The sequence below is a fragment of the Rhizobium sp. CFBP 13726 genome, assembly GCF_014841925.1.
GTDB classification, from domain to species: domain Bacteria; phylum Pseudomonadota; class Alphaproteobacteria; order Rhizobiales; family Rhizobiaceae; genus Neorhizobium; species Neorhizobium soli.
In genome coordinates, this window is record NZ_JACYUU010000001.1 from 171,457 (window position 1) to 184,675 (window position 13,219).

Annotated in this window: 15 protein-coding genes; 6 read left to right on the plus strand and 9 right to left on the minus strand. The window is 61.7% G+C overall.

Annotated features, from left to right (window positions below; translation table 11 throughout):
- Positions 1–22 precede the first annotated feature (22 nt).
- Positions 23–283, plus strand: a complete 261-nt coding sequence (locus IFT66_RS00785; RefSeq protein WP_062453640.1) for a DUF1344 domain-containing protein — start codon at positions 23–25, stop codon at positions 281–283.
- A 23-nt stretch (positions 284–306) separates the two neighbouring features.
- Here the strand turns inward: IFT66_RS00785 and IFT66_RS00790 are convergent, their stop codons facing one another.
- The 4 genes from IFT66_RS00790 to IFT66_RS00805 form a co-directional block, all read right to left on the minus strand.
- Positions 307–897 (minus strand): histidine phosphatase family protein, encoded by a 591-nt coding sequence (locus tag IFT66_RS00790; RefSeq protein ID WP_192076532.1) that lies wholly within the window; start codon positions 895–897, stop codon positions 307–309.
- 7 nt (positions 898–904) lie between these two features.
- A complete protein-coding gene (gene fabI / locus IFT66_RS00795; RefSeq protein WP_062453638.1) occupies positions 905–1,723 on the minus strand; it encodes an enoyl-ACP reductase FabI in 819 nt (272 codons plus the stop codon).
- A 150-nt stretch (positions 1,724–1,873) separates the two neighbouring features.
- Positions 1,874–3,043: a DnaJ C-terminal domain-containing protein gene (locus IFT66_RS00800; RefSeq protein ID WP_192076533.1), complete on the minus strand. Its 1,170-nt coding sequence runs from the start codon at positions 3,041–3,043 to the stop codon at positions 1,874–1,876.
- Positions 3,044–3,266: 223 nt separating this feature from the next.
- The gene (locus tag IFT66_RS00805; protein ID WP_342344737.1) at positions 3,267–3,719 is read right to left on the minus strand and encodes an RT0821/Lpp0805 family surface protein; all 453 of its coding nucleotides are present in this window, start codon (positions 3,717–3,719) and stop codon (positions 3,267–3,269) included.
- A gap of 63 nt (positions 3,720–3,782) precedes the next feature.
- Between IFT66_RS00805 and pdxH the strand changes: the two genes are divergently transcribed.
- Positions 3,783–4,403 (plus strand): pyridoxamine 5'-phosphate oxidase, encoded by a 621-nt coding sequence (pdxH, locus tag IFT66_RS00810; RefSeq protein ID WP_192076534.1) that lies wholly within the window; start codon positions 3,783–3,785, stop codon positions 4,401–4,403.
- A 21-nt stretch (positions 4,404–4,424) separates the two neighbouring features.
- On the opposite strand, the gene IFT66_RS00815 is transcribed toward pdxH, so the two are convergent.
- From IFT66_RS00815 to IFT66_RS23355, 5 genes are all read right to left on the minus strand, one after another.
- Positions 4,425–5,465, minus strand: a complete 1,041-nt coding sequence (locus tag IFT66_RS00815) for a polysaccharide deacetylase family protein (RefSeq protein WP_446737868.1) — start codon at positions 5,463–5,465, stop codon at positions 4,425–4,427.
- Positions 5,466–5,557: 92 nt separating this feature from the next.
- Positions 5,558–6,349, minus strand: a complete 792-nt coding sequence (locus IFT66_RS00820) for a sulfite exporter TauE/SafE family protein (protein ID WP_192076536.1) — start codon at positions 6,347–6,349, stop codon at positions 5,558–5,560.
- A gap of 76 nt (positions 6,350–6,425) precedes the next feature.
- The gene (locus IFT66_RS00825; RefSeq protein WP_062453634.1) at positions 6,426–6,866 is read right to left on the minus strand and encodes a bleomycin resistance protein; all 441 of its coding nucleotides are present in this window, start codon (positions 6,864–6,866) and stop codon (positions 6,426–6,428) included.
- The gene (gene tldD / locus IFT66_RS00830) at positions 6,863–8,278 is read right to left on the minus strand and encodes a metalloprotease TldD (RefSeq protein ID WP_192076537.1); all 1,416 of its coding nucleotides are present in this window, start codon (positions 8,276–8,278) and stop codon (positions 6,863–6,865) included. Before tldD ends, IFT66_RS00825 begins: the two co-directional genes overlap by 4 nt.
- 122 nt (positions 8,279–8,400) lie before the next feature.
- Positions 8,401–9,072 carry an invasion associated locus B family protein gene (locus IFT66_RS23355; RefSeq protein WP_180215419.1) on the minus strand — a complete coding sequence of 224 codons (672 nt, stop codon included), beginning with the start codon at positions 9,070–9,072 and terminating at the stop codon, positions 8,401–8,403.
- A 326-nt stretch (positions 9,073–9,398) separates the two neighbouring features.
- On the opposite strand from IFT66_RS23355, the gene coxB reads away from it, so the two are divergent.
- From coxB to IFT66_RS00855, 4 genes are all read left to right on the plus strand, one after another.
- Positions 9,399–10,283: a cytochrome c oxidase subunit II gene (coxB, locus tag IFT66_RS00840; RefSeq protein WP_062453631.1), complete on the plus strand. Its 885-nt coding sequence runs from the start codon at positions 9,399–9,401 to the stop codon at positions 10,281–10,283.
- Positions 10,284–10,300: 17 nt separating this feature from the next.
- Positions 10,301–12,037, plus strand: coding sequence for a cytochrome c oxidase subunit I (ctaD, locus tag IFT66_RS00845; protein WP_192076538.1), 1,737 nt, complete (start codon positions 10,301–10,303; stop codon positions 12,035–12,037).
- Positions 12,038–12,110: 73 nt separating this feature from the next.
- Positions 12,111–13,067, plus strand: a complete 957-nt coding sequence (gene cyoE, locus IFT66_RS00850; RefSeq protein WP_184653951.1) for a heme o synthase — start codon at positions 12,111–12,113, stop codon at positions 13,065–13,067.
- A complete protein-coding gene (locus IFT66_RS00855; protein WP_162734883.1) occupies positions 13,064–13,204 on the plus strand; it encodes a hypothetical protein in 141 nt (46 codons plus the stop codon). The genes cyoE and IFT66_RS00855 overlap by 4 nt, the downstream gene beginning before the upstream one ends.
- The last annotated feature ends 15 nt before the right edge of the window (positions 13,205–13,219 follow it).

Genomic DNA, 13,219 nt, shown 5'->3' on the forward strand with positions numbered 1-13,219 from the left:
GTTTGTTCCAGGGATCTTCATCATGCGTATCCTCATTGCTGCCTTGCTTGCGACCGCCGGTGTTTTCTCGCCGCTGAGCACTTGGGCGCAGAGCGTGGACGTCGAGGCGACGATCAAGACGATCGACGCCAAGTCGCTCAGCCTGACGCTGGACGACGGCAAGACCTACAAGGTGCCGGAGGAGTTCAACTTCGAAGGCCTGAAGGCAGGCGTCAAGGTTCTGGTGTTCTACACGGTCGTTGACGGCAACCGGGTCGTGGACGATCTCGAAATCGTACAGTAAGGGCCGGAACCGGCCTCAGCGGCTCAGAGCCATTCCATCCGGCCGGCGAGCGGCTCCACTTTCAGGATACGGTCCTGATGGATGGCGATGGACGATGCTTCTTCTTCTCCAACGCCGCCGATCAGGCGAAAGATCGACCTGATGACGCCGCCATGGGCAACCGCCACGGTCGGACCGGTCAGAGACTGCATCCAGGCGCCGATGCGCCATGACAGGATTTCGTAGCTCTCGGCAGTTTGGCCCGGCGGAATGAAGCTCCATTTCTGTCGCTTTCTTTCCTTCAGCAGCTCGGGCTCGAGTTTTTTGACTTCGGCCAGCGTCTGGCCTTCCCAGTCGCCGAACGAAACTTCCACCAGCCGGTCGTCGGTCCGGTAGGCGAGGGGATCGAGCCCTATCGCTGTGCGCAGCCGCTCCATCGTCTCGCGGGTGCGAGAGAGCGGGCTTGCCACGAAGTCGAAACCGGCGACATCGTCGCCGAGCAGTTCTTTCAGCGCTTCGCCATTGCCGGTAGCCTGAAGGCGGCCCGTATCGTTCAGAGGAATATCCTTCTGACCCTGAAGCCGGCCTTCAGCGTTCCAGTCCGTCTGGCCGTGACGGATGACGTAGAGAAGCACGGGGCGCTCAGTCCTTCACGACGGAAATGTCAGGCGCGTCGACGGCCTTCATTCCGATGGCGTGATAGCCGCTATCCGCATGGTGGATTTCACCGGTGACGGAGCGCGACAGGTTCGACAGAAGATAAAGGCCGACATCGCCCACTTCCTCGATCGTGACCGTGCGGCGAAGCGGTGCGTTATACTCGTTCCATTTGAGGATATAGCGGAAGTCGCCGATACCGGACGCGGCAAGCGTCTTGATCGGGCCGGCCGAGATCGCGTTGACGCGGATATTCTTCGGTCCGAGGTCAACGGCCAGGTATTTGACGCTGGCTTCAAGTGCAGCCTTGGCAACGCCCATGACGTTATAGTTCGGCATCACCTTTTCGGCGCCGTAATAGGTCAGCGTCAGCATGGCGCCGCCGTCGGTCATCAGCTTTTCGGCGCGGCGTGCGGCCGACGTGAAGGAGTAGACCGAGATCTGCATCGTCTTGGCGAAGTTGTCAGGCGTCGTATCGACATAACGGCCGGTCAGCTCATCCTTGTCGGAGAAGCCGATCGCATGCACGAAGAAGTCGATCTTGCCCCACTTCTTCTCGATATTGGCGAACACCTCATCGATGGTCGACTCGTCGCTCACATCGCAGTGGCCGGCCATGAAAGCGTTGATTTCGGCAGCGAGCGGTTCGACCCGCTTCTTCAGGGCGTCGCCCTGGTAGGTCAGAGCAACTTCGCCACCCTGATCGTGAATGGCCTTGGCAATGCCCCATGCAATGGAGCGATTGTTGGCGACACCCATGACGACGCCGCGTTTGCCTGACATGAGGCCGGAAGCCTGAACCATGAATATCCCCTGGAAACTCGATTTGGCCTTGCCTATGACATAGGCAGGGCAAGGGTTCAAGCTTGCGGATACCAACTCATACGCCCACTCTTTGGCGAAAGGGGAGGCCAACGTTTCAGCTGTCGCCGGAGCCGGTTGGGGATCGATGTCTTACAGATACAGCCCGTGGCGCATGTGGCGCATCAGATCGGTCACCTTCGGGTCGGGCTTTTCGAGAAGCACAATGCGCAGTTCCGCCACCAGATCGCCGCGGCCGCCTGCATCGTTGTAGAGCCCCATGCCTTCCAGCCGGATTGCCTGATCGGACCCCGACCATGCGGGAACCGCGATCGTCTGCTCGCCTTCAGGCGTCTTCAGCATCGGCTCGGCGCCGAGAACGGCGTCTTCGAGAGAGATCGGCAAAATGGTGTGGATATCGAAACCGCTCACCCGGAAATCCGCATGCTTGGCCACTTTCAGGGTCACCACGAGATCGCCCTGCTTCATCCCGGGAAGCTTCAGCCCCTGGCCCTTCAGCCGCACAACATGACCCTCGGTCATGCCCGCGGAAAGCGAAACGCGCACGTCACGATCGTCGCTGGAATGCACGATGACCGAACCCCTGTTGAGAAGGTCTTCGATCGTCACGACGGCTTCGGCCAGAAGATCCGGCGCCGTTTCGAGAACGGTCACGGTTTCACCGCGGATGCGCCGCAGCAGCGTGTTGAGAAGACCGGAACCCATGCCGGTGGTCGGCGGGGCCGGGCGGCTGCCGGGTCCCTCGTCCGCTGCATCGGCTCCTGTCGCGTCGCTTTTCGACGATGGACGAGCGGCCTGCGCGGTCGACGCCTCGTCTGCGGTTTTCTTGTGTCCGGAGTCGGCGGTCTGGCCGTCTGGCGAGACGCCGAAGATACGCTCGACCATGTCTTCGGCCGGTTCCGGCGGAGCATCGCCGCGGGCCTTGCCGTTTTGCTGTTGCTGCTGCGCCTGGGATTGAAGCACTTCGGCCTGCGCCCGCTTGGCGCTGGCACGGGCAAGCTCTTCCATCACTTTCGCCGCGCGCTCGCGGGAAGCCTTGGCACGCATTTCCGCTTCGCGGGCTGCCTGGCGCTGCTGCATGAATGTCTGTTGAAGAGCGGATGCGCGGTCGTAGCGCTTGCGCCGCTCGGGATCCTTCAGCACCTCATAGGCCTGACCCATTTCGGCGAATCGCTCGCCGGCATCGGGGTCGTCCTGGTTCTGATCGGGATGTATGGTCTTTGCCTTCGAACGCCACGCCGATTTGATCTCGTCAGCGTTGGCGCTCCGATTGACGCCGAGAATAGAGTAGGGATCGCGCATTTTGAAACCACCCGTAAAGCTTGGGGCGGCGGGTCGCGTATCCAATCCCGGACCCCCCGTAACTCAACAACTCTCGCGGCAGCCTTCGGTTCCTCATGCCCCGAGGCTGGCCGGATCACAGGCAGTAACCGTATGGAGGAATTGCTGAATCAGAGGTTACGGAGAGAAGGTCGATGCATGTTACGGTAAACAAAACGTTTACCGCACAGTGCTGGCCTTAACATTACTGGCGATCAAATGCCGTGAGCGACCAGTCGCCCGTTTCGGTCCGGCATGCCTGACCGGAAAACAGCGATATTCCCTCATAGGAATGGCGGCTGGTGGTGAAGGCGCGGCAGAGTAGGCCGGCGCTCCGGTCCTCGTGGATCGAGGAGACGACACCGGCACTGCCGGTCGCCGAATTTGCCCAGGGAAGGGGGTTCGCACCCACCTTGGCGAGATCGGCCGAGGTCACGGCATTGCGCACGGTGGCTTCGTCCGATTGCGGATCACCCGCTTTTGGCTTGCTGGGAATGCTGCTCGTCGAGATACTACGATCGACCTTGTCCGAGCCGCCGAACACATCCATGCTGGTGCAGCTGCCAAGCGAACCGCACAGTGCGACGATCGCGATGATTCGCAGGCTGGCGCCATTCAGGCTCTTTGTACGGCACATCGAATTTGCTATCACAATCACCTTGCATCCTGTCCGGCCAAGTGTCTCGGGCATGTTCATCAGATCGGGAGCACTTTAGTCAATATGTCGGAAAACGGGTTAACAAGCGGTGACTTCACGCAGGAAAGTGAACCCTTCACCTTATTTGGGTCGTGGTTGAAGGATGCCGAATCCAGCGAGATCAACGATCCGAACGCCGTCGCGCTTGCGACCGTCGATGAACATGGGCTTCCCAATGTGCGAATGGTCCTGCTGAAGGGCTACGACGAGGACGGGTTTGTATTCTATACGAATTTCGAAAGCCAGAAGGGCGAGGAAATTCTCGGCCAGAAAAAGGCTGCGATGGTCTTTCACTGGAAGTCGCAGAGACGTCAGGTGCGTCTGCGCGGCCCTGCCGAGATCGTCAGCGATGCCGACGCGGATGCCTATTATGCGACGCGGCCACGCGGAAGCCGAATCGGCGCCTGGGCCTCGAAACAGTCACGGCCGCTCGAAGGCCGTTTCGCGCTGGAAAAATCCGTGGCCGAATACACCGCGAAATTTGCGATCGGCGAGATACCGCGGCCACCGCACTGGTCCGGTTTCCGCATCCGTCCCGTGTCGATCGAGTTCTGGCACGATCGACCGTTCCGCCTGCATGACCGGATCGAATTCCGCCGCGATACGCCAGACGGTGCCTGGGAAAAGGTGCGGATGTATCCGTGAGCGACCGATGAGAGCTTGCGCCTAGCGCGCAAGCTTGAAGGGAATGCCCGAGGCGAGCGCCGACACATAGCGCGCCCGCTGGTAATGGCCGTTCAGCGAAATCCGCGGCAGACCCGTCAGCCGGGTCAGCCATTTCCCGCAGATCGTGCCCGGCTGGGTCGTGACGGCGACCGAAAAGCCGAGGTCGCGGGCGATGCGGTAGTCGCGCTCGCCCACCGCCTTCCGCGTGCCGTAGGGATAGGCGATCGTGGTCGGCCGTATCCCGGTCAGTTCTTCCACATAGTCGGCAGAACTCGCCATCTCGGCCCGCGCCTGCGCTTCCGACAGCCGCCCGACGGCGCGATGACTGATTGTGTGGGCGCCAAGTGTTGCGAGCTTGTGCCGCGAAAGTTCGCGGAGCTCGGCCGGATCCATCGTCAGGTCGGCGGTCATCTGCAACGGGTCGATACCGTAACACCGCACAAGCGCATCCATCCTGGAAACGGCACTTGCCTCGTCATCGCGAAACACGAGATCGGCAAACCGGTCGAAGGCGTCGAACTTCTGCTCTTCACAGCCGAGCTCGATCCGCTCGGGTCCATTGCCGAAATCGAAACTCAGCTCCCGCTCGCGACCGATCAGGTCCGCCATTGTCTCCCACCACATCGAATGGGTCCGCTCCGCAAAGCCGCGGGCGACGAAAACGGTGAAGGGCACGCCGTATTTCTCGAATACCGGCAGCGCATGTTCGGCGTTGTTGCGATAGCCATCATCAAGCGTAAAGGCGGCGAACGGCTGGCCGGCCGGATTGGCAAGCCGCTCCGGCACTTCGTCCAGCGGCACGAACCCATATCCATCCGCCGAGAGGCGCTCGATCGCATCGGCCAGGAATTCCGGGGTAACCTCCAGATGACCGCTCGGCTGGAACGCGAGCGATTGTTTGGGGCGCACGTGATGAAGCGTGAAGATAGAACCACGACCGCGCGCACCTGCCAGCATGCCGGCCCGCGCGAGTGCTGCCGACGCCTCTAGACCTGTCGTCGTGACCTGACGTTTCAGGCCACGGATCCATGCCGCCGGCAACTTTGCTTTCAAATTCACCATCGTCGCCACGCCCGTTCAACCCCGAGATACAACCTACCGTGTCAGCCGTTAAGCGTTGCTGAAGACCTGTTTTAGCGAATCATGCCGTCAAACAGCGGCAGGCCGATCAGGGCGGCGGATGCGATCAGGCAAAAGCAGATACGCCGGAACGTCACCTCGCTCGCACGCCCGAACAGCCGTGAACCCGCGTAAAGCCCGATCCCGTAGCCCGGTCCTGCGATCAGCGCGATGAGCAGCACCTCGAACGTCAGGATGCCGCCGATCAGATACGACACGGACGAGATGACGCTGGCGAGCGCAAAATAGAGGACGAGGTTTGCCCTGACGACTCCCGGTGCCGTCGCGCCGCCAAGCCAGTAGGCAACGATCGGTGGTCCCGACATCTGCGCCGCACCGCCGAACAGGCCGGCAAGCGCCCCGACGCCGATGGTCAGCGGCGCCTTAGGCCGTCCGTGGTAGCGCCAGCCCGAGATCAGGAACACGAGAAGGCACAACACGACGACCGAGATGATCCAGCGCAGGGTGACGGAGGGAAGCAGCGCCAGCGCCGCCGCACCGACGGGCACGCCGACGACGGCACCCATCATCATCGTGAACACCTCGCGCCGGTTTGCCCTTCGCCAGCCGTCCGGCACCATCCCGAGCGTCATCACGCCATCGATAACCAGCAGCAGCGCCGCCGCGAGTTTCGGACCGATCGCCGTACCTGCCAGCGGGACGAAGATCAGGGCGCCACCAAATCCCGAGAACCCGCGGGCAAGGCCGGCGATCATGGCGGCTGAGAACACGAAGGCGAGTTCACCCGGCGAATGGCCGGGAAGCCAGAGGCTGAACATGTCGGCAATGGGGGTGGAGGAGGGCATGGATCGGCTTGCACTGTTACAAAGCCGGCAACTGCAGGGATTTGGCCGAAAGTGTCAAGCCGTCACGCCGACGGGTTCAGAGCGGCAGGGGCCGCTCTCCCAGATGTTCGAACAGCCGCAGCAGATAGCCATCCGGGTCGGCAACGATGAACTGCCGATTGCCGACCTCATGATCGCCGCGGCGATACCACTTGTCTTCCGGTTCGAGCTGAAGGGGCACGCCCGCTGCCTGCAGCCGCGTCAGGATCGCTCCCGACGACGGAACCTCGATCTGCAGGTTCAAGCCGCGACCGAACGGATAGGCGGGGGACGCCCCGTCGGGCAGAGCAAAATCTCGGCCGATACCGATCTGGTCGATCATCAGTTGCGCCTGGCCAAGCGCCAGGAATGCAAACCCTTCGTCCGGACGGTCATAGACGATATCGAAACCGATCAGCTCGCAGTAGAAATCGCAGCTTTTGCGCCAATCGCTGACGGAGAGCTCGGGAACCAGCGCGTTGGACCGGTGCCGCGTCACACCTTGGTGCCGCCCACCGTGACCTGATCCATCCGCAGATGCGGCTGGCCGACGCCAACTGGCACCCACTGGCCGCCCTTGCCGCAATTGCCGATACCGGTATCGAGCTTCAGGTCGTTGCCGACCATCGAGATGCGTTTCATCGCGTCCGGACCGTTTCCGATCAGCATCGCACCCTTGACCGGTGCGCCAATCTTGCCGTTCTCGATCATGTAGGCCTCGGTGCAGCCGAACACGAACTTGCCGGAGGTGATATCCACCTGTCCGCCGCCGAAGGAGACGGCATAGATGCCCTTCTTGACCGATGCGATGATCTCTTGCGGGGACTTGTCGCCGCCCAGCATGAATGTGTTGGTCATGCGCGGCATGGGTATGTGCGCATAGCCCTGGCGGCGGCCGTTGCCGGTGGGTGCCACACCCATCAACCGCGCATTCTGGCGGTCCTGCATGTAACCAACCAGCTTTCCGTCTTCGATCAGCACGTTATAGGCCGAAGGCGTGCCTTCGTCGTCGACGGTCAGCGATCCACGGCGGTTGTCGATCGTGCCGTCATCCACGACGGTGACGCCCGGGGCTGCCACCATCTCGCCCATCAGACCGGCAAAGGCCGATGTCTTCTTGCGGTTGAAATCGCCTTCCAGACCGTGGCCGACGGCCTCGTGCAGCATCACGCCCGGCCAGCCATTGCCGAGCACCACGTCCATGGTGCCAGCCGGCGCGTCGATCGCCTCGAGATTGACCAGTGCCTGGCGCAGCGCCTCGTCGGCGCCTGCCTGCCAGTTGCCGGTCGCGACGAAATCGCCAAACCCGATCCGGCCGCCGGTGCCGAACGAACCCGACTCCTGGCGGTCGCCATCACCCACGACGACGGAAATGTTGATGCGCGTCATCGGCCGGATGTCCTGCACCCGGTGCCCATCGGCGCGCAGAATGTCGACCACCTGCCAGCTGGCAGCAAGGCTTGCCGAAACCTGGCGCACCTTCGGATCCTTGGCGCGCAGATAAGCGTCGATCTCGGTCAGAAGCTTGGCCTTGGCCTCAAAGCTCGGAGAGCCGATCGGGTTCTCGTCGCCATAGTATTTCTTATTTGTGCGCTGGGGTGCGGCGGCATAGGAGCCGGAATGGTTGGCGGTGACGGCGCGAACCGCATCCGACGCGCGCGAAAGCGCGGACGCCGAAAGCTCGCCCGCATGCGCATACCCGACAGCCTCGCCGGCGACGGCGCGCAGGCCAAAACCCTGGTCGGTGTTGAACGAACCACCCTTCAGGCGGCCATTGTCCAACGAAAGCGATTCCGCTTGGGCATGCTCGAGATAGAGCTCGCCATCGTCAGCGCCTGAGAGCGCCTGGCTCAGGATAGAACGCAGCTTCGTCTCGTCGCAATCGAAGAGGGAGATCAGGTCGGTGTTCATTGTTCTATGCTCCGCTTGCGCACATCAGTGCATTCGGGACCGAGGGGCGCGAATGCATACGCGCCCAAGTCGAGATATCTGGAGCCCGATGTAGTTCCGGCAATCCGCCGAAACAAGCGTCTTTACGGAAGCGCGTCGTAGCCGGGGCCGAAACCGTTGAGCTCGATCGGAATGCCGACGCGGTCCTGGTCAGCGGATTCGCGTAGCGCGAACACGGCGTTCTTGCCGGCGCGAAGGATGCGCATCAGCTCGTCGTCGATTTCCACTTCCACATAGCAGCCTTCCGAGAAGCAGCGGGTGAAATAGGCGCGGCCGATATTGTTGCTGTCGACATAGAGTTCCATGCCGTCCTTCAGAAGAACGCCAAGCGGGGCAAGAATGCGCAGGATGCGCGCCTTGCGGTCAGCGGTCTTGAGGACGACGACGGACAGGCCGACTTCCGGGCGATCTTCGGCGATCACGTTCTGCATCATCGCGCACTGCTCGACGGAGGCACCGGCCGGCTTGTCGCAGATGATCGACCAGGCGCCGTGGTTTTCCTTCACGTTGCCGGGCTGTGCCGGAGAACCGGGGGCAGGGCTCTGTGGCGCCTGCTGTGCATTCTGCCCGGTCTTCGGTGCGGCACCAGTCGATGGGGCAGGGGCCGATGGGGCAGGAGCCGGCGCGGAAGGAGCCGGTGCCGATGGGGTATTGGGAGTCGGCCGAGGTCCCGGCTGCTGCGCGAGTGCGGGTAATGCGACGGCCCCCGCAAGCATCAAGGCAAGGCAGGCGCGAAGGCGGTAGGGACGACCCATGTAGACCTCTAAACGGACGAATCAGTGTGACTATTCTTGGCGGTCCTACGCCGAAATGAAAGGCCTCGCTCTCTTTTCAGCCGAGTACGGCGAAAATGGGACTTGAGGGGTTTGCGACTGTGCGGCGCCATCTGGTCAAGCAATGCCGCATGTTCCTGACGGCGCAGGCACTCGGCCGCATGCCGATAGGTTCAAAATGCCGCATGAGCAATGCCGCGCAGATATTGCGACGACCCGCAAACTGTGATTGAACCAAACCAGGCGCTTGAATTCCGCATGCCGTTCGATCGCGGGACTCGGGCGCATGGGAGAGAGGGTTTATCGTTATGTTGAGAGCTTACGCCGCAATGGCGTCGCTTATCTGTCTTTTCACGGCTTCGCTGGCTCATGCGGACCAGCCGAGGCCATGGCAGATGGATTTGCAGGCGCCCGCGTCACCGATCATGCACCAAATTCGCTGGTTCGAGCACTATACGCTCTGGTTCATCGTGCCGGTGACATTGCTCGTTCTGGTGCTGCTGATCATGGTTGCGGTCAAGTTCCGCGCCAGCCGCAATCCGGTTGCCTCGCGCACCAGCCACAACACGGTCATCGAGATCGTCTGGACCGTGGCGCCGGTGCTGATCCTGTTCTTCCTCGCCATCCCGTCCTTCAACCTTCTGAACGCACAGCTGGAAATTCCGGATGCGGACATGACGGTCAAGGCCACCGCTACCCAGTGGCAGTGGAACTACGAATATGAGGGTTCCGGCGAGACGCCCGTCGCCTTCGACAGCTACATGCTGAAGGATCCGGATCGCGCTGCCGCCGGCAAGACCGATATCGATCGCTATCCGCGGCTGCTCGCCGTCGACAACGAAATGATCATTCCGGTCGGCAAGACGGTACGCATGCTGGTGACGGCAGCGCCGTCCGACGTGATCCACGCCTTCGCCATGCCGGCCTTCGGCGTCAAGATCGATGCCGTTCCCGGCCGTCTCAACGAGACCTGGTTCAAGGCCGATCGCGAGGGGATGTATTACGGCCAGTGTTCCGAGCTTTGCGGCAAGGATCACGCCTATATGCCGATCGCCATCCACGTCGTCTCCGAGGAAAAGTACAACACCTGGCTTGCCCAGGCCGCCAGCGACCTTCCCGGTGCTTATAAAGCACTGGTCGCCGATGCCGGCACGGCCAAGCCCGCCGACGGCCTTGCCGTCGCTGCGAAGTAATCAGGAGGCTGACGATAATGGCCGGACATACCACTCACACGGATCCGCATGGCGCTCACGTCCATGACGACCATGCTCATGATGCCCATGCTCGCGCGTCTCACGACGATGCGCATGCGCATGGCGATCATCATTCCCACACACCGGGCTTTGCCGCCCGCTGGCTGTTTTCGACCAACCACAAGGATATCGGTACGCTCTACCTGATCTTCGCGATCATGGCGGGCGTCCTCGGCGGCCTCCTGTCGGTTGCGATGCGCATGGAGCTGCAGGAACCGGGCATCCAGATCTTCCACGGCCTGGCGTCCATGGTCTATGGTTTCGAGGGCGATGCCGCGATCGATGGCGGCAAGCACATGTACAATGTGTTCACCACCGCGCACGCGCTGATCATGATCTTCTTCATGGTCATGCCGGCGATGATCGGCGGTTTTGCCAACTGGATGGTGCCGATCATGATCGGCGCGCCTGATATGGCCTTCCCGCGTCTGAACAACATCTCCTTCTGGCTGATCATCCCGGCCTTCCTGCTTCTGATGCTGTCGATGTTCGTCGAAGGACCGTCCGGTGCCTATGGCGCGGGCGGCGGCTGGACCATGTATCCGCCGCTGTCGACCTCGGGTCATCCGGGTCCGGCCGTCGATCTGGCGATCCTTGCGCTCCACGTTGCAGGTGCCTCGTCGATCCTCGGTGCGATCAACTTCATCACCACCATTCTCAACATGCGCGCCCCGGGCATGACGCTGCACAAAATGCCGCTGTTTGCCTGGGCCGTTCTGGTTACTGCCTTCCTGCTGCTTCTGTCGCTGCCGGTTCTTGCCGGTGCCATCACCATGGCGCTGACCGACCGCAACTTCGGAACCACGTTCTTCTCGCCTGAAGGCGGCGGCGATCCGATCCTTTACCAGCACCTGTTCTGGTTCTTCGGTCACCCGGAAGTCTACATCCTGATCCTGCCCGGCTTCGGTATCGTCAGCCACATCATCTCGACCTTCTCGAAAAAGCCGGTCTTCGGCTATCTCGGCATGGCCTATGCAATGGTGGCGATCGGCGCAGTCGGCTTCATCGTCTGGGCCCACCACATGTACACGGTCGGTCTGTCGCTCGACGCGCAGCGCTACTTCGTCTTCGCAACCATGGTCATCGCGGTGCCGACCGGCATCAAGATCTTCTCCTGGATCGCGACGATGTGGGGTGGCTCGATCACCTTCAAGGCGCCGATGGTCTGGGCAATCGGCTTCATCTTCCTGTTTACCGTGGGCGGCGTCACCGGCGTCCAGCTCGCCAATGCCGGCCTCGACCGGTCGCTGCACGACACCTATTACGTGGTGGCTCACTTCCACTACGTGCTGTCGCTCGGCGCCGTATTTGCAATCTTTGCCGGCTGGTATTACTGGTTCCCGAAAATGTTCGGCTACATGTATAGCGAGAAGGTGGCACACCTGCATTTCTGGGTGATGTTCGTGGGCGTGAACCTCGTGTTCTTCCCGCAGCATTTCCTCGGCCTCGCCGGCATGCCGCGCCGCTATATCGACTATCCGGATGCCTTCGTGGGCTGGAACTACATCTCCTCGATTGGTTCCTACATCTCCTTCGCTGGCGTTCTGGTCTTCCTCTTCGGCGTCTGGGAAGCCTTCGCCAAGAAGCGTGTTGCCGGCGACAATCCATGGGGTGAAGGTGCAACGACGCTCGAGTGGCAGCTGTCTTCGCCGCCGCCTTACCACCAGTGGGAACAGCTGCCGCGCATCCGCTAAAGGCAGCGTTCCGAACAAGGGACATCGCGTGTGACACGCGCTGTCCCCCGAAAATGCAAGGTTTTTAGGTCTCATGACAGTTATCGATGATCGCGACGCTCTCGGCAATGACGCAGGCCTGTTCCTGTCTGAAGCGGGCGCGCGCGATTTCTTCGAACTTCTGAAGCCGCGGGTCATGTCGCTCGTCGTCTTCACGGCGTTCGCAGGTCTCGTTCTGGCGCCCGGCACGCTCAATCCGGTTCTCGCTGCAATCTCGGTCCTCTGTATCGCCGTTGGCGCCGGTGCGTCCGGCGCGCTCAACATGTGGTACGACGCCGATATCGATGCCGTCATGACCCGCACCGCCAAGCGCCCCATTCCTGACGGTCGCGTGCGGCCAAGCGAAGCGCTTGCCTTCGGCCTCACGCTGTCGGTCTTTTCCGTGGCGATCCTTGGCCTTGCCGTCAACTGGCTGGCCGCCGGCCTGCTCGCCTTCACCATCTTCTTCTACGCCGTCGTCTATACGATGTGGCTGAAGCGCTCGACGCCGCAGAACATCGTCATCGGCGGTGCTTCCGGCGCCTTCCCGCCCATGATCGGCTGGGCCTGCGTCACCGGCGGAATCTCGCTCGACAGCGTCATCCTGTTCCTCATCATCTTCCTCTGGACGCCGGCCCATTTCTGGGCGCTGGCGCTCTACAAGATGCGCGATTACGGCTCGGTCGGCGTGCCGATGATGCCGAACGTTGCCGGCGAGCGTTCCACGAAGATCCAGATGCTCGCCTATGCGGTTCTGACCGCTGTTCTCGGCGTTGCCCCCAGCTTCACCGGCCTTGCCAGCATCGGCTACGGCATCTTTGCCGGCGTGCTGGGGCTGATCTTCATTGCCTGTTCCATCTCTGTCCTGCGCATGCCTGAAGGCGACGAGCGGATGGTGCCGGCGCGCAAGATGTTCGGCTACTCGATCTTCTATCTCTTCATCATCTTTTCCGCGCTGCTTGCCGACCACGCGGCAGCCGGTGTGGCGACCCTGATCGGAAGCCTTCTATGATTGACACCGTCAAGCTCAACGACGCCCAGAGAAAGTCCCGCCGCAACAGAAATGTGGCGCTGGGACTGGTCCTCGCAGGGCTGGTCGTCCTTTTCTACGTGATGACGCTGGTCAAAGTCGGCGGCGTCGGCAACTGACCCAGAAAGCTTGAG